Source organism: Nocardiopsis sp. EMB25, assembly GCF_026797795.1.
Lineage (GTDB): Bacteria > Actinomycetota > Actinomycetes > Streptosporangiales > Streptosporangiaceae > Nocardiopsis > Nocardiopsis lucentensis.
This window is the reverse complement of record NZ_JAMTDN010000001.1, coordinates 4961150-4982395: the sequence shown is the minus strand read 5'-3', so window position 1 is coordinate 4982395 and position 21246 is coordinate 4961150. Positions and strand designations below refer to the sequence as shown.

Genomic DNA, 21246 nt, shown 5'->3' with positions numbered 1-21246 from the left:
GGATCACCGTGGCTCTACCTTCGGGTTGGCACCCCATCCCCCCAGGTCGGGCGGGTACGTCGGGCAGGCGGGTGCCGACTGGAGGAGTTCCATGCGCAAGACCCCCGTGATCGCCGCGACCGCCGTGCTCCTGGCCGCGACCGCCTGCGGCACCCCGGGCGAGACCGCCGGAGGCGGGGAGGACGGTCCCCTCCGCGTCGGGATCGTCTACTCGTCCACCGGCCCCCTCGCCAGTTACGGGGAGCAGTACCGCCAGGGCTTCGAGGCCGGGATCGACCACGCCACCAACGGCACCATGGAGATCGGCGGGCGCACCGTCGAGGTCGAGTTCATGGACGACGCCGGAGACCCCGCCACGGGTGTCTCCGCCGCGCGGGAGCTCATCGGCACCGGGCACGACATCATCGCCGGGTCCGTCTCCTCCGGTATCGCCGTCCAGATCGCCCCGCTCGCCGAACAGAACGACGTGCTCTTCGTCTCCGGGCCGGCCGCGACCGACGCCATCACCGGAATCAACGACCACACTTTCCGCTCCGGCCGCCAGACCTACCAGGACATCCTCACCGCGAGCACCTTCATCGACGACCCCGACGGTGCGAACGTGGTCGTGCTGGCCCAGCAGAACGCCTTCGGTCAGGCCAACGTCTCCACCGTCACCGAGGTCCTGGAAGCCGAGGGCGCCACCGTCGACAGCGTCCTCGCGCCGCCGGACAGCACCGATCTGACCCCCTTCGCAGAGCAGGTCAACCAGGCCGAACCGGACCTGGTCTTCGTCGCCTGGGCGGGCGAGACCGCCTCCGCCATGTGGCAGGCCCTCGACCAGCAGGGCGTCCTCGACTCCACCGAGGTCGTCACCGGACTCGACATCAAGCCGTCCTACCCCGTCTTCGGCGAGGCGGGCGACCGCATCTCCTTCCTCGCCCACTACTTCGACGGGGCCGCGGAGACCGAGGTCGCCGAGATCATGCACGGCACCGTCGAGGCGGCGGGCGGCGAGGTCGACCTCTTCACCCCGGACGGCTTCACCGCCGCGCAGATGGTCGTGCACGCCGCCTCCTCCGGCACTGACACCCAGGAGCGGATCGACGCCCTGGAGGGGTGGACCTTCGACGGCGTCAAGGGCGAGCTCCACGTGCGTGCCGACGACCACGCCCTCATCCAGCCCATGTACCAGGTTCGGATGGTCGGCGAGGGCGAGGACGCGCGGCCCGAGCTCATCGCGGAGATCCCCGCCGCCGATGTCGAGCCCGGGATGGCGGGCTAGGCGGTGTTTTTTGGGTCCTCCGCTTCGCTTCGGACCGTGTTCGGGCACCCCGAAGGCAGGGATTCTTCATCCTCGTCCTCGCCTGTCGCTCGTTCCTCGCCACGCGGCTCGACTCGCCCGCCCGTCGCCCACCACCACCCTCGACGGACGCCTGCGGCGCCGTACCCACGTGAAGAACCCCGGCGGCGCCCGAACGGCGAACCCCCCGGACAACCGCTCCGAGAAACGGTGCCTCACCCATGACTGCCGAACCCGCTGAACCCACAGGCCCCGGCGCGACCGCCGGGACCGACCACCCCACCGAGCCGGGGACGGCGCCGGACGCACCCGCCGTCCCCTCCCCCGTCCTCGCCCTGGAGGACGTCAGCTGGTCGGTCGGCGGCGCCGTCATCGTCGACCACGTCACCATGGACGTCCGCGAGGGCGAGTTCGTCGCGCTGATCGGCCCCAACGGCGCCGGGAAGACCTCACTGTTCAACCTGGTCTCCGGGCTCACCAAACCCACTGGCGGCACCATCCGCCTCTCCGGCGCCGACGTGACCCGACACGCACCGCACCGTCGCGCCCGCCTGGGCATGGGCCGCACCTTCCAGACCTCCAGCGTCTTCGCCGACCTCACCGTCGGGGCCAACGTCGGCCTCGCCGTCCAGGCCCGCGACGGGGGCTCCCACCGCTTCTGGCGGCGGGCCGCCCCCGACGGCGGCCCCGAGACCGTCGACGTCCTGGACCTGGTCCGCCTCTCCCACCGCGTGGACGCCCTGGCCGGAGAGCTCTCCCACGGGGACAAACGCAAGCTCGAACTCGCCCTCCTGCTCGCGCGCGGCCCCCGGCTCATCCTCCTGGACGAGCCCATGGCCGGGGTCAGCGCCGGCGAGGTCGGCGAGCTCACCGCCGTCATCCGTGACGTGCACCGCGAACGGGGCCGCTCGGTCCTCATGGTCGAACACCACATGGAGGTCCTTCTCGACATGGCCGACCGACTGGCCGTCCTGCACCACGGCGCCCTGCTCGCCCACACCGACCCCGACTCGGCCATGTCCGACCCCCGCGTCCAGGCCGCCTACCTCGGGGACGCGGCGTGACCGGCGCCGAGCCGCTCCTGGAGGCGGCCGACCTGCACGTGTGGATCGAGGGATCGCACATCCTCCAGGGGGTGTCCTTCACGATGCCGCGCCGGGGCGTCACCGCCCTCCTCGGCCGCAACGGCGTCGGCAAGACCACGACGGTCAAGGCCCTGCTCGGCCTGGTGCCGCGCACCGGCCGGGTACGGTTCGACGGCGCCGACACCACCGCGCTGCCCACGCACGCGATCGTCGCGCGCGGGATCGGCTACGTCCCCGAGGACCGCGGCGTCTTCTCCGCGCTCACCGTCGCGGAGAACCTGCGACTGGCCGAGCGCCGGACCGGACGGCCCCGCTACGGCCTCGTCCACGAACTCTTCCCCGAACTGCGCGAGCGCGCCGCCCAACCGGCGGGCACCCTGTCCGGAGGCCAGCAGCAGATGCTCGCCATCGGCCGCGCCCTGCTCAACGACAACGCCCTGCTCGTCGTGGACGAGCCCACCAAGGGCCTCGCGCCCAGGATCGTCGCGGAGGTCGCCGACGCGGTCGCCCGCGCGGCCGAACGGGTGCCGGTCCTGCTCGTCGAGCAGAACCTGCCGCTCGTCCGCCGCGTCGCCGATCGGGCGGTCGTCCTGGACGCGGGCCGCGTCATCCACACCGGACCGGCCACCGACCTCCTCGACGACCCCGACCGCGTCCGCTCACTGCTCGGTGTGGGGCGCTCCGCCCCGGCCGGGAACACCACAGGGAGGCACACGTGAGCACCATCGTCCTCCTCACCCTCACGGGCCTGGGCCTGGGCGCCCTGTACTTCCTCATCGCCTCGGGCCTGTCGCTGATCTTCGGCCTGATGGACGTGCTCAACTTCGCGCACGGCGCGTTCCTCGCCATCGGCGCCTACGGCACCTGGTGGGCGAGCGAGTACCTGCCGGGCGCGGGGCCGGACGGGTTCGGCTTCCTGCTCGCCGTGGCCTTCGGGGTCGCCGCGGGCACGCTCGCCGCCACCCTCGTCGAACTCTGCGTCATCCGCCCGCTGTACGGGCGGCACCGCGAGCAGATCCTCGCCACGGTCGGCCTCAGCCTGGCCGTGCCCGCGCTGCTCCAAGCCGTCTGGGGCGCCGACCCGCTCCCCTTCCCGCGCCCCGACCTGGTGTCCGGCACCGTCGGCGTGCTCGGTGTGAACGTCCCCCGGGACCGCTTCCTGCTGATCCTCGCCGCCGTCGCCGTGTTCACCGCGCTCTGGCTGTTCAACGCCCGCACCCGCTACGGCCTCATCGTCCGCGCGGGCGTCCAGGACCGGGCGATGGTCACCGCCCTGGGCATCGACGTCCGCAAGGCGTTCACCCTGGTGTTCGCGATCGGCGGCGCCGCCGCCGCGCTGGCGGGGGCGCTCGGCGGCCTCTACTTCGGCGTGGTCACCCCGACCCAGGGTCTGTCCCTGCTGATCTTCGCGTTCATCGTCGTCGTGATCGGCGGGACCACCTCGCTCACCGGGTGCGCGGTGGCCTCACTGGCCGTCGGCCTCGTCCAACAGTTCGCCAACTACTACACCGTCGCCGGTCTGGGCGACATCGCCGTGGTCGTCCTCCTCGCCCTGGTGCTGCTCACCCGGCAGGGCGGACTGGCCGCCAGGAAGTCCGCGGAGAGGGTGGCGTGATGACCGAGACCGACGTGACGGCGAAGGCCCCGAAGCCCGGTCCCGCCGAACCCGGCTCCCAGAACTCCGCCGCCCGCGCGCGTCGGCGCGTGCCGGGCTGGGCGGTCCCGGCCGCCGTGCTCGCGGTGGCGCTGACACTGCCGTTCTCGACGCTGAGCCTGCCCGGGCTGTTCGAGGGCGCGCTGAACGGTCCCCCGGCCCTGCACCTGCTCGCCACCTGCCTGGTCTTCGGCGGCCTGGCCACCAGCTACGACCTGCTCTACGGACGCGTGGGGCTGCTCTCCTTCGGGCACGCCCTCTACTTCGCCTGCGGCGCCTACGCCGCCGCGCTGCTCATGTCCGTGCTGGATCTGCCCCTCGTGTGGGCGGCCCTCCTCTCGGTGCTCGGCGGCACCCTGATGTCCCTCGCCCTCGGCGCGGTCTCGCTGCGGGTCAACGGGATCGCCCTGGCCATGGTGACGCTCGCCTTCGCCCAGGCCGGATCGATCCTCGTCGCCCGCGACCCCGGACGGGTCACCGGCGGTGAGGAGGGCCTCTCCCTCGACACCGACCACGTTCCCGACGCGCTCGTGGGCGTGGTCGACACGGTCAACCTGTACTGGGTCGCCGTCGCCTACGTCGCGGTCAGCCTCGCGGTGGTGTGGTGGCTGGACGCCTCCCCGGTCGGCCGGGTCTGGCGGGGGATCCGGGCCAACGAGCAGCGCGTCGCGGTGCTGGGCGTCAACCCCTACCCCTACAAACTGGCGGCGTTCACCGTCAGCGGAGGGCTGGCCTCCCTGGGCGGCGTCGTCTACCTGCTGGTCGCCGGGGGTGTCACCCCCGTCGTCACCACCGCCGAGTTCACCCTCACCCTGCTGGTGATGGTGGCCCTGGGCGGCGCGGGCACACGCTGGGGGCCGCTGGTGGGGGCGGCCCTGTACACCTACGCCGACCACCGGCTCCTCCAGCTCGGCGGATCCGACGCCTTCGCCGCCCTCCCCGCGTGGATCGCCGCCCCGCTCGCGCAGCCCCTGTTCGTCCTCGGCGCCCTGTTCGTCCTGATGGTCTTCTTCTTCCCCGGTGGCGTCGTCGCGCTCCCGGGAAGGATCACGTCGGCACTGCGGGACCGCCGGGGCCCCGCGCACACGAAGGAGGCAGCATGACCGAGACGGAACGCGGCCCGGAAGCCACCTGGACCGACGGGAACGCGTCCACCGTCCCCGTGCCAGGCGGCGACCTCGCCGTCACCCGCTGGGGCACGGGACCCGGGACCCCGGTCCTGGGCATCCACGGCATCACCGCCAACGGGTACGCCCTGGCCCGCCTGGCCGTCGAGCTGGAGCGGCTGGGCGGACCGCCCTTGATCGCTCCCGACCTGCGCGGTCGCGGTCGCAGCGGTCACCTGCCCGGGCCCTTCGGGCTGGGCGCCCACGTCGACGACGTCATCGCGGTCCTCGACGCCCACGGTGTGGACCGCACCGTCCTCGTCGGCCACTCCATGGGCGCCTTCGTGGCGTGCTTGGCCGCCGTCCGCCACCCCGACCGGGTCACCGGCCTGCTCCTCATCGACGGCGGCCACGGGCTCCCCGTGCCGCCCGGGGTCGACATCGAGGACGTGCTCGGCCCCGCCATGACCCGGCTCCGCATGTCGTTCACCAGCGCCGACGCCTACCGGGACTTCTGGCGGGGACACCCCGCCATGGCCGGACGGTGGAACACCTGGGTGGACCACTACGTCACGCGCGACCTCACCGGTACCCCGCCCGAGCTGCGCTCGGCCTGCTCGGAGGAGGCCGCCCGGGTCGACGGCTCCCAGGTCCTCACTGACCCCGAGACGCTGGGCGCGGTCCACCGTCTGTCCCGCCCCGCCCGCCTGGCCTGGGCGGCGCGCGGTCTGCTCGACGAGAGTCCCGGCCTGTACACGCCCGAACGTCTGGCCGGGCTCCCCGACGACCTCGCCCTCCTGGAGCTGCCCGACGACAACCACTACAGCCCGATGTTCTCCTCAACCGCCGTTCTGCTCGCCCAGGAGATCCACTCCCTGGTCGAGCAGACCGTGCAGGTGCAGGGCGAGCTGTAGTTCGAGCGCGCGGTCGGGGCGCTGCCAGTCCGCCCCGATCAGCTGACCGACCCGCTCCAGGCGCTGCGCCACGGTGTTGACGTGGATGTGCAGGTCGTCCTTGGCGCGGGACAGGTTGCCCCCGGCCGCGAAGTAGGCGCGCAGCGTCTCCACGAGCAGCGTTCCTCGCCTGGCGTCGTACTCGAGCAGAGGGCCGAGGGCCGCCGTGACGAACCCCGGCACGTCCCGGTCCTGGCTCAGCAGCAGACCGGAGAAGCCCAGGTCGTCGGCGGTGGCCGCGTCCCCCTCGCGGCCCAGTGCCCGCAGGGTCTGCAGACAGCGCGTCGCCTCGGTGAACGCGTCCCGGAACGTCTCCGGCCCCTCCGTCGGCCCGGCCAGTCCCGCCGTCACCGGGCCGTTCGCCGCCGCCGACAGCTCCGCGACCACCCGGCGGCCCGCCTCGGCGGGGTCGGTCCCGGGCAGCGCCAGCACCATCCGACCGGACCTCTGACCGGTCAGCCCTCCGGTGGTCTCCGCGACGTGGGTCGCCGCCGACCGCACCCGGCCCGGATCGGCGCCGGGCGCCTCCGCCACCACCAGCACGTGCGGCGCGTCCAGGTCGGCGCGGAGCAGCGCGGCGCGCTGGCGCAGCGACCCCGGTTCGCGCGCGCGGACCTCCAGCAGTTCGTTGAGCAGGTCGCCGCGGACCCGGTGCTCGGTCTCGCTCACCGACCGGCGGATGAGCAGGAGCAGGGCGGTCACCATCGCCGCGCGCTCCAGGATTCGCTGGTCGGTGTCGTCCAGGACGACACCGTGCAGCACGAGCGTGCCCAGCGGTTCGCTCCCGGCCGCCGCCGCGGCCACCCACGTCCGGCCGTCCGGCTCGCCGGCCTCACCCGGTTCGCCCGCGAGCACGGCGCGCCCGCTGGCCAGCGACGAGAGCACCGCCTCGGCGAGGTCGGCGTCGTGTGACGGGTCACCACCCGGTTCGGCCTCGCCGACCACGCCCTCGGGGGTGGCGGTCACCGACGCGTCCGAGGTCGTGTCGTGGATGAGCACCGAACCCCCCAGCACCTCCGCGATCGCCGCCGCCACCTCGCGCACCCCGCCGCCGCGCAGCACGAGGTCGGTCAGCCGGTCGTGCGCCGCCGCCGACCGCTCCACGGACGCGGTGTGCCGCTGGAGCCGCTCGTTCACCGTGTGCAGCTCGTCCAGGGCGCGGCGGGTGTCGTCGATGAGGTTGGCGCTGTCGATCGCGATCGCCGCGTGCGTGGCCAGCGATGCCAGCAGCGCCACCTCCGAGTGCGCGAACGGCCGTTCACGCCGGTTGGCCGCGAACAGCACCCCCACGTCGCGGCCGTTCATCTTCAGCGGTACGCCCAGAATGGCCACCAGGCCCTCCTCGCGCACCGCGTGGTCGATGTTCTCCGCGTGGGTGAACCGCGGGTCGGTGAAGTAGTTCGCCGTGACGTAGGGCAGCGCGGTCTTGGCCACCAGGCCGCCCAGACCCTTGCCCGCGCCGAGCCGCAGCTGCTGGAAGGACGCCGACACCGACCCCGACGTCACCCGCATGTACGTGCCGCCGGCCTCCGGGTCGCTCAGGGTCAGGTACGCGACATCCGTGCCGAGCAGGTGCCGGGCCCGCTCCACGATCGCCTGGAGGACCTGGTCCAGGCTGCGCATCCCCGCCAGGTCGTTGGCCGTCTCGAACAGGGCGCTCAGCTCGGACTCGCGGCGCTGCCGGTCGCGCATGACCGAACGGACGCGCAGCGCCGTCAGCTTCGCGCTCTCCAGGGCGGCCACGACGGCCGGGTCGGCGCCCTCCGCGCGGGCGCGCAGCACCGGCCGCTCGTACTCGACGGTCGGCGCGTCCCGCAGGAGGAGGTCCAGGAAGGGCGCCTGGTCCACCGGGCCCGCCGGGCCGTCGGCGGACGCGTGGTCGGGGTGCTCGTCCGGGAGGTCGTCCGGGGACGCGCCGTCCTCGGACGTGGGGATGGTGTTCAGCTCGCGCTCCATGCTCCGTCGACGGCCAGCGACGCGCCGTTGACGAACGACGCGTCGTCACCGCACAGGTAGACGACGAGTTCGGCGACCTCGGCCGGTTCGATCAGCCGCTTCACCGGACTCCGGGCCAACAGGACCTCCGCGGCCACCCGCTCCTCCGGGATACCGTGCGCCGCCGCCTGTTCGGCGATCTGCCGCTCCACCAGGGGGGTGCGCACGTAGCCGGGGTTCACACAGTTGGAGGTCACGCCGTGCTCAGCGCCCTCCAGGGCCACCACCTTGGAGAACCCCTCCAACCCGTGCTTGGCGGTCACGTAGGCCGACTTGTAGGCCGAGGCGCGCAGCCCGTGCACCGAGGAGATGTTCACGACGCGGCCCCAGCCCCGCTCGTACATGTGCGGGAGGGCGCCGCGCACGACGCGGAACGGCGACTCGACCATGAGTCGAAGGATGAACGAGAAACGCTCCGGTGGGAAGTCCTGGACGGGGGCGACCGTCTGGACCCCCGCGTTGTTCACGACGATGTCGGCGCCGCGCCCGGCCTCCTCGGCGGCGTCCAGGTCGGTGAGGTCGATCTCGACGGGTTCGCCGACGCCCTGGTCGGCCAGCTCCGCGAGGGCCCGACCGTCCAGGTCCGCCATCCGGACGGCGGCACCCGAGGCGGAGAGCCGCAGCGCGCAGGCGCGGCCGATGCCGCTGGCGGCACCGGTCACCAGCGCGGTCCTGCCGGTCAGGTCGACCCGGGCGGTGTGGGCGGCGGTGGTCGGGGCGGGGGTGCCGGGCGCCTGCTCGACCGTGCCCGACGGGGACTCGTGCATCGTCATGCCAGCAACGTAGGTCGGGCGGGCCGAACACGGGATGGAGTTCGGGTACACACGCGCCACCGAGGATGTGTGGTGGATTGACATGCCTTCAGGGGGACTGTGGAGTTCCTACGGCGCGAGCTTCTGTGATCAGGGTCTCATCGACATGTCGACTGGGTCACAGTCCGGGTTAGGCTCCGTGCGACGGTTCGGCCGAACCCGACCCCCACCGTCGAACCCGGAGGTTCCCATGAACTCCCCCAGGGCCGTTCGGACGGCCCCGACCCTCCGAACGTCCGTCGCGGCGCTGCTGGCCCTGGTCGCCGCCGCCGCGACCGTCCTCCTCGCCACCGCACCGCGTGCCGAGGCCGCGACACTGACCCCGGTGCCCTCCTTCGGCGCCGACCCCGGAAACCTCGGCATGTACGCGTACGTGCCCGACGGTCTCCCCGACGACGCACCCCTGGTCGTCCTCCTGCACGGCTGCGGCCAGGACGCGGCCGCCTACCACGCCCACTCCGGCTGGGCCGAGCACGCCGACGCTTCCGGCTTCGCCCTCGTCTACGCCCAGCAGAACTACCTGAACAACTTCAGCCGCTGCTTCAACTGGTTCTCTCCCGGCGACGTGGCCAGAGGGTCCGGCGAGGCCGCCTCCGTACGCTCCATGGCCGGGTACGCCGTGGCCGAGTACGGGCTCGACGCCGACCGGGTGTACGTGTCCGGTCTCTCCGCCGGCGGCGCGATGGCCGGTGAGCTGCTCGCCGCCTACCCCGACGTCTTCGCCGGGGGGTCGGTCGTCGCCGGTGTGCCCGTGGGGTGCGCCGACGGCATGCTCGACGCGTTCACCTGCATGAACCCGGGTGTGACCCGGACCCCCGGACAGTGGGGCGACCAGGTGCGCGCCAAGTATCCCGACTGGACGGGACCGTGGCCGCGCGTCGCCGTCTGGCACGGCACCGCCGATTACACGGTCGTTCCCGCCAACGCGGACGCGAGCGTCGCGCAGTGGACGAACGTCGCGGGCGTGTCCGGTGAACCCGACAGCACCGAGACGATCGGCGGTTCCACCACGGCGGCCTACCACGGAGGCGGACCGACGACGGCGGCCGTCGCCCGGTACACGGTGTCGGGTATGGGGCACGGCGTTCCCGTCGAGCCCTCCACCGGGTGCGGGAGCGCGGGCGCCTACTTCCTCGACACCGTCTGCTCGACCGGTCACACGGTCGCGTTCTGGGGCATCGGCGACCCGGTCGGCTGACCCCCTCAGAGCGGGCTCTCACCCCTGGCCAGGCGGCCGAAGTGGGCGACCGTGGCGCCCAGCGCGAAGTGCGCCGCCTGGTGCTCGGTCATCGGTACGACGCCGGCGGAGATCTGCACCCGGAAGGGGAACTCGTCCTCGGGGCGGATACGGAAGTCGTCGATCACCCCCTGGGACAGGAGCATGGTGAGGGCCTCGCGGACCTGTCCGCTGCGGTTGTCCGACGCCCAGATCGACATGTCACCAAGGTAACGCAGTCGCCCCGCCCCGTTACGGGGTTCCGGTGGACACCGTGCTCCGGCGGAGGGCGCTGACACGTGTGTGGGCGGGCACGACGGCCCGCCCACACACGGAGCAGGCGGGCACGACCCCCGTGGTGCCCGCCCTCGCCGTCGACCGTGTCCGTCGCCATCCCCCGATAGTGGACACGGTGACGGGGATTTCAGGGGTGTGACTCGGAGGGGGGCACGCCGTGGTCGAGCACGTTGCTCCTCAGGCGCCCCAGGGACAGGCGCGTGGACTCGAACTCGCCCTCGGGGAGCGCGATGGCCCGGCCGATCGCCTCGGGGATGCCCTCGGCCCGGTCGCGCAGCCCCCGCCCCTTGTCGGTGGCGGTGACGCGGACGGTCCGCTCGTCCTCGGGATCGCGGCCGCGGTGGAGGAGGCCCCGTGTCTCCAGACGCTTGAGCATCGGGGTGAGGGTGCCGTAGTCGAGTTGCAGGACGGAACCGATCTCCTTGACGGAGCAGTCTCCCCGCTCCCACAGCAGCATCATCACCAGGTACTGGGGGTAGGTCAGCCCCAGCGGATCCAGGAAGGGCCGGTAGAGGTTGGTGACGGCCCGCGCGGCGGTGTACAGCGCGAAGCACATCTGCTCGTCGACGGGGGGCAGGGGGGAACCGCCCTCAGGGGCAGGGGTTCGGTCCGACACCGAACACATGGTAGTTACCGCGTGGGCGATGTCAAAGTTTTCGATGTCCTCGCGCACGAGGTCTTAGGGTGCCTCGAAGGTATCGCCCCGGGCGGGCGGACCCGCGCTCGGCCGGCTCACGAGCCCGAAGGCCCTCCGGCGGCCCGCGGGCCGCCGGAAGCCGAGCACCGGACGGAACCGGCGGACGCCGTCACCGCTGGGGAAGGTCCGTCGGCAGGTACCGCTTCATCACCTTGCCCGCGGGATTGCGCGGCAACTCGTCCAACAGGACCACGTCACGCGGCACGGAGAATCGGCCGAGCTCCCTGCGGACGGTCAGCCGGACCTCGTTCGGGTCCACCCGCGCACCCTCACGCGGCACGACGAACGCCGCGAAGCGGTGGCCGAACTCGTCGTCCGGCACACCCGTCACCGCCACCTCGCGCACCGAGGGCAGCGTCAGGATCGACTCCTCCACGGGGCGGGGGAAGACGTTCTCCCCACCCGAGATGATCATGTCGTCGTCGCGCCCGGCGACGTGCAGCAGTCCCTCGGCGTCGATGTGCCCCCGGTCGCCGGTCTCCATGAGCCCGTGCGCACTGCGCTTGTTCGCACCGTTGGTGTACCCGTCGAACAGCATCGCGTTGCCGACGAAGATCGACCCCTCCGTCCCCGGGGGCACCTCCTCACCTTCCGCGTCGAGGATCGCCACCCGTGTGCCCACCGGGGGCCGCCCCGCCGTGCTCGGCGCCTTGCGCATGTCCTCCGGGGTCGCGATGGTCGCCCACGACACCTCGGTCGACCCGTACAGGTTGTAGAGGACGTCCCCGAACTCGTCCATGAACTCCGTGATCAGCCGGGGGCTCAGCGCGGAACCGCTGCACGCCACGATGCGCAGCGACGAGGTGTCGTACCTCGCCCGTACCCGCGCGGGCAGGTCCATGATCCTCCGCAGCATCACCGGGGCCGCGACCAGCACCGTGCAGCGTTCCTCGGCCACGGCCCGCAACGCGTCCTCCGGGTCGAACCGGCGGCGCGTGACCAGTGTCGTGCGCAGGGACATCCCCAACTGGACACCCGCCAACCCCCACGTGTGGAAGAACGGCGCCGAGACCAGGACGCGGTCCGACGCGTGCAGCGGGATCCGGGACAGCACGGACGCCGCGTCCCGCGGACCCCGCGGCGTCGGGCGGCGCGCGCCCTTCGGCGTGCCCGTCGTCCCCGAGGTCAGGACGATCAGCCTCCCCGGGCGACTCGGCGGCGCCGGATCGGCCTCCGCGCCCTCCTGGGCGCGCCACGGAACCTGGAGGCCCTCGTCCGGGACGTCCCCCCAGGCCCGGACACGGGGAACATCACCGGGGACCTTTGAGCACCGGTCCTCGAACTCGTCGTCGACGATGAGCACCGACACCCCGTTGGTCACCGACGCGGCGGCCAACTGCCCGGGGGACAGTCCCGTGTTCAGCAGGACGGAGTCGGCGCCCAGACGACCACAGGCGATCATCGCCTGCACGAACGCGCTGTGGTTGCGGCACAGCACCCCCACCCGCGACCCCTCGCCCACACCCAGGCGGCGGTGCAGCATGCGGGCGAGGGCGCGACCACGCAGGTCCATCTCCCGGAAGGTGGCCGCACCCCGTTCGTCGACCACGGCCACCCGGTCGGGGACACGTTCGTTCGCGGCGGCGTAGGCCCCGGCCACCGTCGCACCCCAGGTGCGCAGGGCGCGCAGCTGCCGGATGATCCGGTCGGGCCGCCCGGGGCTGATCACCCCGGAGCGGACGAGGACCCGTACCGTGCTCAGGGTCTGTCGCAGGGGTGAGGTGTCGGACGGGCTTCCGGCGTTGGACGCCATGATGTCTCCGAAGGGTCATCAGGGACGGGCGAAGCGGTCCGCGCCTCACCGGAGAGCCTTCGCCGCCCGACTCCCCGGAGTACTGCGACGGTAGGCGACGGGCCGCCGGTTTTTCTTTGTTCCGGAGTGAGTGTCCGGTCGGGCCGGTTTGTCACTCCGGGACAGAGCAGCGGGTGCTTCGCGGGGCTTCCGGGCGCGGATCGCCCGGAAGCTGATCAGAGGTCGAACTTCATGGGCCGCTCGCTCGGTTCGGGCATGCCTCCCTCCGGTTCCAGGGAGACCCCCACCTGGACGGGGGAGCCCATGTCGTGCGCCATCCCGGCGTAGCGCCCGTCCGACGACAGCGAGAGCATCCCGGCTGACCGCATTCCGTCCTCGTCGACGTACCACATCTGGTAGGCCATCCCCTGAGGCGCGTCCGGCAGCCCCTCCACGACGAGCATGAGCGCGTCCATCTCATAGGAGGTGAAGGCCGTGGCCCGGGCGTCGTCCCCCAGCGGTCCCTCGTGCATGTGCGTGTCCGGCGCGGCGAGCAGGGCCTCGACCTCGGCGTGGTGCCGCTGGCTCTCCTCCATGGTGCGGCCCACGGACAGCAGTGTGACCCCCAGTGACACCGCGACCAGTGCGCACGCCGCCGCCACGAGCCACGGCAACTGCCTGCGCCACCAGTGCGCCGGGCCGCGCACCACCTCGGCGGCGCTCCCGTCCCCGCCGTGGTTCCCGCCCTCGTCCCCGTCGGCCGGACCCCCGTGCCCCGCCGCCCGCTCCCCGTCCGCCTTCGGGAGGGGCGGGAGCGGTGCTTGACGCGTCCGACGCGCCTGGGCGCTGATCCGCGTCCACAACTCCTCCGACGGCTGGGCGGCCTCCGCGTAAGCCAGTCTGACCAGCGTCTCCCGGAACTCCGCCAGGTCGCGTCGGCAGTCGTCACACTCGGGCAGGTGCCGCTCCACAGCGGCACGCTCCTGCGGATCCAGACCGTCCACCGCGTATCCGGCGATCAGGCCGTGGATGTCCACGTCGCTCATGCGGCCACCCCCAAGCAGTCACGGAGTCGGATCAGACCGTCGCGCAGGCGTCCCTTCAACGTGGTCAACGGGACCTTGAGCAGGTCGGCCGCCTCCCGTTGCGTGTAGCCCGTGTAGTAGGTGAGCCGGACGGCGTCGCGCTGCAGTTCGGTGAGCCGGCGCAGACAGCGCCGTACCTTCTCCCGTTCGAGACTGGTCTCGACGTGCTGCTCCACGCCGTCGGCCGGGGTCGCCCCCGGTTCCAGGCGGCCCGCCGCGGCTGTGCGCTCCGTCGCGGCCTCCTCCGACCGCACCCGGTCGACCGCCCTGCGGTGCGCGATCACCAGCACCCAGGAACGGGCGCTCCCGCGCGCGGGGTCGAAACGGGAACAGTGCCGCCACACCTCCAGGAACACCTCCTGGGCCACCTCCTCGGACTGGGCCTCGTCCAGGAGGACCCGGCGCACCACACCGAACACCGGTCCGCACAGTTCCCGGTAGACACGCTCGAACGCGGCGAGGTCGCCCACCGCCGTCTTGCGGACCAGCTCGGCCAGCTCGTCGTTCGAGGGCACCGATCCCCCGCCGGGCCTGCCGGCGCCATCCATCCCGATGTCTCTCACCCGTTCCACGGTCACCGTCCTCCCGCCTGCCGTTTCCCGGTATTCGGCGCGGAGTGCGGCGGGGCGACGTCCCGATCGGGACATGTTTACCTTTTCGTGATCCTATTCCACGTCTCCCCGGCCGGACCGGTTCCGAACCCAGGGCATGTTCGACACCACCCGCACCACCGGACGCCTGCCGGGAGCGATCGTCGGCCTGGTCGCGACCGGTGCCGCGCTCGCGACGGCCGAGGTCGTCGGCGCCCTGCTGTCCAGGCCCGCGTCGACACCGCTCCTGGCCGTGGGCGACGCCGTCGTCGATCTCACCCCGCAGCCGGTGAAGCAGTTCGCGGTCGACACCTTCGGGACGGCCGACAAGATCGCCCTGTTCGTCGGTATGGGCATGATCCTGGCGGCCGCGGCGGCGCTGCTGGGCGCGGCCGCGGCCCGGCGGAGGTGGATCGGCTTCGCGGGGATCGCGGTGTTCGGGGCGGTCGGTCTGGCCGCGGCCCTCACCCGTCCCGGGAGCGGGGTGCTCGACACGCTTCCGACACTCGCCGGGGCGGTCGCCTGCGGCGGAGTCCTCGTCTGGCTGCTCAGGGCGGCGTCACGACCGGTGCCCTCCGCCCCGGACGAGCACCAGCCCGCTCCGGAGGGGACCCGAACCGCCGCGGAGGAGCCCCGGGGATTCGACCGCAGGAGGTTCACCCTGCTCGCGGGCGCCGCCGCTGTCGCCTCGGCGGGCGCGGGGACGGTCGCCAGAACGCTGGCCTCGTCCAGCACGGGCGTCGGCCTCGCGCGAGAGGACGTCTCCCTCCCCCGGCCCGCCTTCCCGGCGGCCCCCGTCCCTGACGGCGCGGACCTGGAGATCGACGGGCTGGCCTCCTTCTTCACCTCGAACGACGAGTTCTACCGGATCGACACCGCCCTCTCCATACCGCGCGTGGACGCCTCCACCTGGTCGCTCCGGGTCCACGGACTGGGCGCGCGCGAGCGGGTGTACACCTTCGCGGACCTGCTCGCCCGGGACGACCTCACCGAACGCGACATCACCCTGGCCTGCGTCTCCAACCCGATCGGTGGAGAGTACGTGGGCAACGCGCGTTGGATCGGCGTGCCGCTCGCCACCCTCCTGGAGGAAGCGGGTGTGCGCCCACCCGCGGACGGCGGACCGGCGGACCAGCTCGTGTCACGCTCCGAGGACGGCATGACCATCGGCACGCCCGTGGCCGACGTGATGGACGGGCGCGACGCCCTCATCGCGATCGGGATGAACGGGCAGCCCCTCCCCCACGAGCACGGGTTTCCCGCCCGCATGGTGGTGCCCGGCCTGTATGGGTACGTGTCGGCCTGCAAATGGATCGTCGACATCGAGCTGACCACCTTCGACGCCTTCGACGCCTACTGGGTCCCGAGGGGGTGGTCGGCCCGGGGACCGATCAAGACACAGTCGCGGATCGACACGCCGCGCGAACGCGCGACGGTGCCCGCCGGGACGACCATGCTCGCGGGTGTGGCCTGGGCACAGCACACCGGGATCGACCGGGTGGAGGTCCGAGTGGACGACGGCGAGTGGCGCGCGGCCACGTTGGCCGAGGAGGACACCGCCGACACCTGGCGCCAGTGGGTTCACGAGTGGGACGCCGAACCGGGGGAGCACCGGATCTCCGTGCGTGCCACCGACAGGGGCGGTGCGACACAGACGTCGGAGCGGGCCGCCGTGGCCCCCGACGGAGCGACCGGCCACCACACGATCGAGGTGACCGTCACCTGACGGTCGGCCCCCGGACGTGGACACAAGACCCCCCGGGGGCCCGTGGACGGGGCTCCGGGACGGACGACGGATCAACGGCAGAACAGGAAAGAGCCAACCATGACCGCACGCAACACCCTGCGCCGCCTCCTCGTGGCCGGAGCCATCAGCGCCACCGCCGCCCTCTCCCTGGCCGCGTGCAACGACACGGCGGGCGACGAGCCCGCCGTGGAGAGCGAGGAGATGGAGGAGGGGACCGAGGACGGCATGGAGGAGGACTCCATGAATGAGGACTCCATGGATGAGGGCATGGAAGAGGAGGACATGGACGACTCCATGGACGACTCCATGGACGACGACATGACGGAGGAGGACGCCATGGACGACGGCATGGAGGACTCCACCGACTCCATGGAGGACACGGAGGACATGGAGGACGAGAACTGACCCCTCGACCCTCTTCCGGGAGCCCGGCCCGCGCGGGCCGGGCTCCCCGGGGACACGGGTCGGCCCCGTGCCCCCGTCAGCTGGTCGGGGTCAGCCGGTCACGGTGATCGGCGCCGTCGGGTCGTCGGCGTTGGTGACCGCGTAGGTGGCGGTGAAGCCGGACTCGGTCACCTCCGTCGGGCAGCCGAAGCCGCCCTCGACGACGGTCGGCGCGGTGGTGTCGAACTCCAGCGTTGAGACCGAAGCGCCGTTGGTCCACGTGCCCGCGATGCCGATGTCGGCGTTCGGGCTCACCGTGGCGGTGCACGACGCCAGGCCGCTCGTGGTCACCACGATGCCCCCGGCCGGGACCACCATGGTGCCCACGGACGGCGAACCGTGCTGCATCGACATCTGCCACACCGGGTCGACCACGTCGACGGTGGCGGACACGAACGTGATGTTGGTGGAGCAGTCCGTGAAGTCCGGGGAGTTGATCGGGCCGGAGACCGGACCCGCGGGGTTGTGGTTGCCGGGGGCGTCGGGAACCAGGTTGTTGCCGCCTCCGGGGGAGGTCGACGAGGTGTCGCAGGTGATCACGACGTTCCCGGCGGTGAAGACGGCGCTGCCGGAGATCGACGCCTCGAAGGCGGCCCCGGCGGGCTCGACGGTGGTGGAGGCGGCCTGCGCGGCCAGGGCGGTGCCGCCCAGGGTGAGACTGAGGACGCCGGCGGAGGCCGCGGCGGACACGGCGAGGCAGGAGCGGGTGCGGGATCTCGGTCGGGGAACCGACATGATGACTCCTTGTGTGGTGGCCGGGCGCCACACACGAGCGACGCCCAGCGGTACTGGGGAATCGCGCCGATGTAGGTAGACGGGACTTGCCGGACGGGACCGGGAACGCGTGGGCCGGAGCCCGCGCGCCCCGGGAGCTCGTGGGGTCGTCGGAGGGACGAGGGACCAGGGGTCAGCGCCGATGGGGCGGACGTGCGACGGGCCGCCAGGCGAAGGCGAGGCCGCCGCCGAGCAGGGCCAGCAGGGTGCCGACCAGTAGGCCGCCGAGGTTCGACAGGATGAGCGCGCCCAGGCCGAGGAATCCGGCCAGCGATCCGGTGATGACGTGCTGGTTCGGGGTGAACCAGGTGACCAGACCGAGCAGGACGAGCATCCCGCCGAACAGCAGCGACGAGACCCCGCCGACGCCCGTCTGAACCATCAGTTCCAGCGGCATGATCACGAATGAGGCCAGTACGACGCCGGAGGCGATGATCAGGAGCCCGCCCGCGAAGGGGCGGCGTTTGCGCCAGGCACGCCAGGCACGCGGGCCGCGCGTCCCCTCCCCGGGGCGGCGGGACCCCCGACGCGTTCCCCTCAGAAGCACTCGTCGTCCCCGAGCCGCAGGCTGAGGCTCAGCCCAGAGAGCCGGAAGGTTCCGGCGCTGGCCGCACGGGCGGTCTGCTCCAGGCCCTCGACGTGGATGGTGTCCGACTGCATGCCGAAGGTGTCCTGGAAGCCCCGTGCTCCCTCCGGCCCTTTGTCGAGGGTGGAGGCGTCACGGCCGATCTCGATGTTCTCGAATTCGGCGTTGCCGTCCATCTGGGACATGTCGATCATCAGGTTGCTGGCCTCAACCGGTGTCCCCTGGTCTCCAGCGGTGAGGGTGAGGGAGATGGTGCCGATGATGGGGAACTCGGTGAGCACCGACTGGCAGAGGTTGTGGATCTCCGCCTCACGGATTCCGGCCACCGCGGCGGGCACGGCCTCACCGCGCGCGGTCTCGTTCAGCCAGCCGTACTGCACGAAGCCCTCGCCGTGCAGTTCGTCGGCGGAGATCTTGAAGTCCTGCCCGGAGACGGTGAACGACGCGGCGAGCGCGCCCTCGGCCATGGCCACGACGATGCCGCCGACCGCGGCGGTCGCGGGTAGGGCGAACAGGGCGAAGCGCTTCCAACTGGTGTGGCTCTCAGGGCCGGTGCCGATGGGGTCGGCGGGCGGCGTCAGGGGCTCGTCGACGGGTTCGGAGGATGTGATGTCCATGCGCGTAGTTCCTTGGGTACGGGACCGCGCTGCGCCTGCCGTCCCCCCGAACATCCGGCACGCGGTCTGGTCTGGATCCTCCCCGTGGAGCGGGGTGGTGCCTCTACTGGAATCTGTTGCATCCAGCAGTGCTGCACATCATGTGATGCTCTTCCCCTTATTTCAAGGGTGTTTCAGCAAGTTTCCGAGTCTCGCTCGGCATCTCCACAGAAGGCTTACGAGAACAGGTTTCAGTTGGTGGTAGCGAGACTGAAGGGGCTTCGAGGGGTGCTGTGTGCGGTGTGGGGTCTGGTGAGGCACCAGGGGAATCAAGCGATCCAGGGAAGGGTGACCGCCGACACAGCGCGTTCGGTTTGCCTGGGGTCTGGTCGGGGGGTAATGTTCTCCGAGTCGCCGCGGGACGGTGAGCGGCCCTCAGGGCCGACTCGGAACCGGGCCGCGATCTGAACTCCTCTCGCTGAACCGACTGGTTCGAGCATGCGCTCGGAACGGGTAAGCTCAGTGAGCGCTCCAGGGCCGATCAATTGCGAACGGGAATGGCGCGCGAGGTAGGATAAAGTGACACAAGCGGGCGCTTTACCCCGTTCGGTTGATCCGAAACCGCCGATTTGGCGGGACACGGAACACCTGATAAAGTAAAGACACAACAAAGCGGAAACGCAGACGCCTTCCACGGAAGAGCGACCGGACACACAAACCGGGGCTTGTACGGGAAGAGCGGTTGTTTCTTGAGAACTCAACAGCGCGTGTTTGATTTTCTTTAAGCCATGTTTGTTTTGGCCCCGTCACACACGAACCACGTGTTCGGTGTGAAGGGTTCCTTTGATTAACCACGAGAGTGGTTGGTCAGGATTACTTCTAGGTTTACCCGCCCAGACCCCTTTCAGGTGGTCGGGCAGGGTTGAGTGACCTTTATGGAGAGTTTGATCCTGGCTCAGGACGAACGCTGGCGGCGTGCTTAACACATGCAAGTCGAGCGGTAAGGCCCTTCGGGGTACACGAGCGGCGAACGGGTGAGTAACACGTGAGCAACCTGCCCCTGACTCCGGGATAAGCGGTGGAAACGCCGTCTAATACCGGATACGACCCACCACCTCATGGTGGAGGGTGGAAAGTTTTTCGGTCAGGGATGGGCTCGCGGCCTATCAGCTTGTTGGTGGGGTAACGGCCTACCAAGGCGATTACGGGTAGCCGGCCTGAGAGGGCGACCGGCCACACTGGGACTGAGACACGGCCCAGACTCCTGCGGGAGGCAGCAGTGGGGAATATTGCGCAATGGGCGAAAGCCTGACGCAGCGACGCCGCGTGGGGGATGACGGCCTTCGGGTTGTAAACCTCTTTTACCACCAACGCAGGCTCCGGGTTCTCCCGGGGTTGACGGTAGGTGGGGAATAAGGACCGGCTAACTACGTGCCAGCAGCCGCGGTAATACGTAGGGTCCGAGCGTTGTCCGGAATTATTGGGCGTAAAGAGCTCGTAGGCGGCGTGTCGCGTCTGCTGTGAAAGACCGGAGCTTAACTCCGGTTCTGCAGTGGATACGGGCATGCTAGAGGTAGGTAGGGGAGACTGGAATTCCTGGTGTAGCGGTGAAATGCGCAGATATCAGGAGGAACACCGGTGGCGAAGGCGGGTCTCTGGGCCTTACCTGACGCTGAGGAGCGAAAGCATGGGGAGCGAACAGGATTAGATACCCTGGTAGTCCATGCCGTAAACGTTGGGCGCTAGGTGTGGGGACTTTCCACGGTTTCCGCGCCGTAGCTAACGCATTAAGCGCCCCGCCTGGGGAGTACGGCCGCAAGGCTAAAACTCAAAGGAATTGACGGGGGCCCGCACAAGCGGCGGAGCATGTTGCTTAATTCGACGCAACGCGAAGAACCTTACCAAGGTTTGACATCACCCGTGGACCTGCAGAGATGTGGGGTCATTTAGTTGGTGGGTGACAGGTGGTGCATGGCTGTCGTCAGCTCGTGTCGTGAGATGTTGGGTTAAGTCCCGCAACGAGCGCAACCCTTGTTCCATGTTGCCAGCACGTAATGGTGGGGACTCATGGGAGACTGCCGGGGTCAACTCGGAGGAAGGTGGGGACGACGTCAAGTCATCATGCCCCTTATGTCTTGGGCTGCAAACATGCTACAATGGCCGGTACAATGGGCGTGCGATACCGTGAGGTGGAGCGAATCCCTAAAAGCCGGTCTCAGTTCGGATTGGGGTCTGCAACTCGACCCCATGAAGGTGGAGTCGCTAGTAATCGCGGATCAGCAACGCCGCGGTGAATACGTTCCCGGGCCTTGTACACACCGCCCGTCACGTCATGAAAGTCGGCAACACCCGAAACTTGTGGCCCAACCCCTTGTGGGAGGGAATGAGTGAAGGTGGGGCTGGCGATTGGGACGAAGTCGTAACAAGGTAGCCGTACCGGAAGGTGCGGCTGGATCACCTCCTTTCTAAGGAGTCTTTCACAGACCAGCGTTTTTCCTATGTGCTGGTCGGACTCGAAAGTGGACCCGCCGGGTTCCCTTGGTGGAACCGGTTGGGAGTGGCTTAGATGAGAATCGAACTTTGCCCCGGGCGACT

The 21246-nt window shown here is 70.7% G+C and carries 18 protein-coding genes, 1 rRNA gene and 1 pseudogene; 10 read left to right on the top strand and 10 right to left on the bottom strand.

What is annotated here, in order from left to right:
• Positions 1–91 precede the first annotated feature (91 nt).
• The 6 genes from KIK06_RS21970 to KIK06_RS21945 all read left to right on the top strand — a co-directional run bounded on the left by KIK06_RS21970 (position 92) and on the right by KIK06_RS21945 (position 6041).
• Entirely contained in the window at positions 92–1264 is a 1173-nt protein-coding gene (locus KIK06_RS21970) for a substrate-binding domain-containing protein (RefSeq protein WP_017601600.1), read from the top strand.
• A 239-nt stretch (positions 1265–1503) separates the two neighbouring features.
• Positions 1504–2346: an ABC transporter ATP-binding protein gene (locus tag KIK06_RS21965; RefSeq protein ID WP_268644913.1), complete on the top strand. Its 843-nt coding sequence runs from the start codon at positions 1504–1506 to the stop codon at positions 2344–2346.
• Positions 2343–3086, top strand: coding sequence for an ABC transporter ATP-binding protein (locus KIK06_RS21960; RefSeq protein ID WP_017601597.1), 744 nt, complete (start codon positions 2343–2345; stop codon positions 3084–3086). The genes KIK06_RS21965 and KIK06_RS21960 overlap by 4 nt, the downstream gene beginning before the upstream one ends.
• Positions 3083–3982 (top strand): branched-chain amino acid ABC transporter permease, encoded by a 900-nt coding sequence (locus tag KIK06_RS21955; protein WP_268644912.1) that lies wholly within the window; start codon positions 3083–3085, stop codon positions 3980–3982. The genes KIK06_RS21960 and KIK06_RS21955 overlap by 4 nt, the downstream gene beginning before the upstream one ends.
• Complete coding sequence (locus KIK06_RS21950; RefSeq protein WP_268644911.1) at positions 3982–5124, top strand: branched-chain amino acid ABC transporter permease; 1143 nt, start codon at positions 3982–3984, stop codon at positions 5122–5124. The genes KIK06_RS21955 and KIK06_RS21950 overlap by 1 nt, the downstream gene beginning before the upstream one ends.
• A complete protein-coding gene (locus tag KIK06_RS21945) occupies positions 5121–6041 on the top strand; it encodes an alpha/beta fold hydrolase (protein ID WP_268644910.1) in 921 nt (306 codons plus the stop codon). Before KIK06_RS21950 ends, KIK06_RS21945 begins: the two co-directional genes overlap by 4 nt.
• Here KIK06_RS21945 and KIK06_RS21940 read toward each other — a convergent pair.
• Both KIK06_RS21940 and KIK06_RS21935 read right to left on the bottom strand, forming a co-directional pair.
• On the bottom strand, positions 5967–8036 hold the full coding sequence (locus tag KIK06_RS21940; protein ID WP_268644909.1) for a helix-turn-helix domain-containing protein: 2070 nt from the start codon (positions 8034–8036) through the stop codon (positions 5967–5969). The two genes, KIK06_RS21945 and KIK06_RS21940, sit on opposite strands and share 75 nt — an antisense overlap.
• On the bottom strand, positions 8021–8848 hold the full coding sequence (locus tag KIK06_RS21935) for a 3-hydroxybutyrate dehydrogenase (protein ID WP_017601592.1): 828 nt from the start codon (positions 8846–8848) through the stop codon (positions 8021–8023). Before KIK06_RS21935 ends, KIK06_RS21940 begins: the two co-directional genes overlap by 16 nt.
• 229 nt (positions 8849–9077) lie before the next feature.
• On the opposite strand from KIK06_RS21935, the pseudogene KIK06_RS21930 reads away from it, so the two are divergent.
• Positions 9078–10082: pseudogene (locus KIK06_RS21930) on the top strand (extracellular catalytic domain type 1 short-chain-length polyhydroxyalkanoate depolymerase); the annotation flags it as partial.
• An 8-nt stretch (positions 10083–10090) separates the two neighbouring features.
• Here KIK06_RS21930 and KIK06_RS21925 read toward each other — a convergent pair.
• The 5 genes from KIK06_RS21925 to sigK form a co-directional block, all read right to left on the bottom strand.
• On the bottom strand, positions 10091–10324 hold the full coding sequence (locus KIK06_RS21925) for a hypothetical protein (RefSeq protein ID WP_017601590.1): 234 nt from the start codon (positions 10322–10324) through the stop codon (positions 10091–10093).
• Between the two features lie 203 nt (positions 10325–10527).
• Positions 10528–11025 carry a MarR family winged helix-turn-helix transcriptional regulator gene (locus tag KIK06_RS21920; protein ID WP_051059265.1) on the bottom strand — a complete coding sequence of 166 codons (498 nt, stop codon included), beginning with the start codon at positions 11023–11025 and terminating at the stop codon, positions 10528–10530.
• Between the two features lie 181 nt (positions 11026–11206).
• Positions 11207–12850 carry an AMP-binding protein gene (locus tag KIK06_RS21915; RefSeq protein ID WP_017601588.1) on the bottom strand — a complete coding sequence of 548 codons (1644 nt, stop codon included), beginning with the start codon at positions 12848–12850 and terminating at the stop codon, positions 11207–11209.
• A 215-nt stretch (positions 12851–13065) separates the two neighbouring features.
• A complete protein-coding gene (locus tag KIK06_RS21910) occupies positions 13066–13875 on the bottom strand; it encodes an anti-sigma factor (RefSeq protein ID WP_268644907.1) in 810 nt (269 codons plus the stop codon).
• Complete coding sequence (gene sigK, locus KIK06_RS21905) at positions 13872–14462, bottom strand: ECF RNA polymerase sigma factor SigK (protein WP_051059266.1); 591 nt, start codon at positions 14460–14462, stop codon at positions 13872–13874. Before sigK ends, KIK06_RS21910 begins: the two co-directional genes overlap by 4 nt.
• A 160-nt stretch (positions 14463–14622) precedes the next feature.
• On the opposite strand from sigK, the gene KIK06_RS21900 reads away from it, so the two are divergent.
• Both KIK06_RS21900 and KIK06_RS21895 read left to right on the top strand, forming a co-directional pair.
• Positions 14623–16230, top strand: coding sequence for a molybdopterin-dependent oxidoreductase (locus KIK06_RS21900; protein ID WP_268644906.1), 1608 nt, complete (start codon positions 14623–14625; stop codon positions 16228–16230).
• Between the two features lie 99 nt (positions 16231–16329).
• Positions 16330–16656: a hypothetical protein gene (locus tag KIK06_RS21895; protein WP_268644905.1), complete on the top strand. Its 327-nt coding sequence runs from the start codon at positions 16330–16332 to the stop codon at positions 16654–16656.
• Between the two features lie 90 nt (positions 16657–16746).
• On the opposite strand, the gene KIK06_RS21890 is transcribed toward KIK06_RS21895, so the two are convergent.
• From KIK06_RS21890 to KIK06_RS21880, 3 genes are all read right to left on the bottom strand, one after another.
• A complete protein-coding gene (locus KIK06_RS21890; RefSeq protein ID WP_268644904.1) occupies positions 16747–17430 on the bottom strand; it encodes a hypothetical protein in 684 nt (227 codons plus the stop codon).
• Positions 17431–17602: 172 nt separating this feature from the next.
• Positions 17603–18010, bottom strand: a complete 408-nt coding sequence (locus KIK06_RS21885; protein ID WP_268646116.1) for a DUF6114 domain-containing protein — start codon at positions 18008–18010, stop codon at positions 17603–17605.
• The gene (locus tag KIK06_RS21880) at positions 18007–18672 is read right to left on the bottom strand and encodes a DUF6230 family protein (RefSeq protein ID WP_017601580.1); all 666 of its coding nucleotides are present in this window, start codon (positions 18670–18672) and stop codon (positions 18007–18009) included. Before KIK06_RS21880 ends, KIK06_RS21885 begins: the two co-directional genes overlap by 4 nt.
• A 911-nt stretch (positions 18673–19583) precedes the next feature.
• Between KIK06_RS21880 and KIK06_RS21875 the strand changes: the two genes are divergently transcribed.
• Positions 19584–21116: ribosomal RNA gene (locus KIK06_RS21875) — 16S ribosomal RNA — on the top strand.
• Positions 21117–21246 lie beyond the last annotated feature (130 nt).

Bases quoted from the DNA above. Each gene is read 5' to 3' on its own strand.
- KIK06_RS21970 (WP_017601600.1), top strand. From the start codon at position 92: ATGCGCAAGACCCCCGTGATCGCCGCGACCGCCGTGCTCCTGGCCGCG.
- KIK06_RS21965 (WP_268644913.1), top strand. From the start codon at position 1,504: ATGACTGCCGAACCCGCTGAACCCACAGGCCCCGGCGCGACCGCCGGG.
- KIK06_RS21950 (WP_268644911.1), top strand. From the start codon at position 3,982: ATGACCGAGACCGACGTGACGGCGAAGGCCCCGAAGCCCGGTCCCGCC.
- KIK06_RS21945 (WP_268644910.1), top strand. From the start codon at position 5,121: ATGACCGAGACGGAACGCGGCCCGGAAGCCACCTGGACCGACGGGAAC.
- KIK06_RS21940 (WP_268644909.1), bottom strand. From the start codon at position 8,036: ATGGAGCGCGAGCTGAACACCATCCCCACGTCCGAGGACGGCGCGTCC.
- KIK06_RS21935 (WP_017601592.1), bottom strand. From the start codon at position 8,848: ATGACGATGCACGAGTCCCCGTCGGGCACGGTCGAGCAGGCGCCCGGC.
- KIK06_RS21925 (WP_017601590.1), bottom strand. From the start codon at position 10,324: ATGTCGATCTGGGCGTCGGACAACCGCAGCGGACAGGTCCGCGAGGCC.
- KIK06_RS21920 (WP_051059265.1), bottom strand. From the start codon at position 11,025: ATGTGTTCGGTGTCGGACCGAACCCCTGCCCCTGAGGGCGGTTCCCCC.
- KIK06_RS21915 (WP_017601588.1), bottom strand. From the start codon at position 12,850: ATGGCGTCCAACGCCGGAAGCCCGTCCGACACCTCACCCCTGCGACAG.
- KIK06_RS21910 (WP_268644907.1), bottom strand. From the start codon at position 13,875: ATGAGCGACGTGGACATCCACGGCCTGATCGCCGGATACGCGGTGGAC.
- sigK (WP_051059266.1), bottom strand. From the start codon at position 14,462: ATGGATGGCGCCGGCAGGCCCGGCGGGGGATCGGTGCCCTCGAACGAC.
- KIK06_RS21900 (WP_268644906.1), top strand. From the start codon at position 14,623: ATGTTCGACACCACCCGCACCACCGGACGCCTGCCGGGAGCGATCGTC.
- KIK06_RS21895 (WP_268644905.1), top strand. From the start codon at position 16,330: ATGACCGCACGCAACACCCTGCGCCGCCTCCTCGTGGCCGGAGCCATC.
- KIK06_RS21890 (WP_268644904.1), bottom strand. From the start codon at position 17,430: ATGTCGGTTCCCCGACCGAGATCCCGCACCCGCTCCTGCCTCGCCGTG.
- KIK06_RS21880 (WP_017601580.1), bottom strand. From the start codon at position 18,672: ATGGACATCACATCCTCCGAACCCGTCGACGAGCCCCTGACGCCGCCC.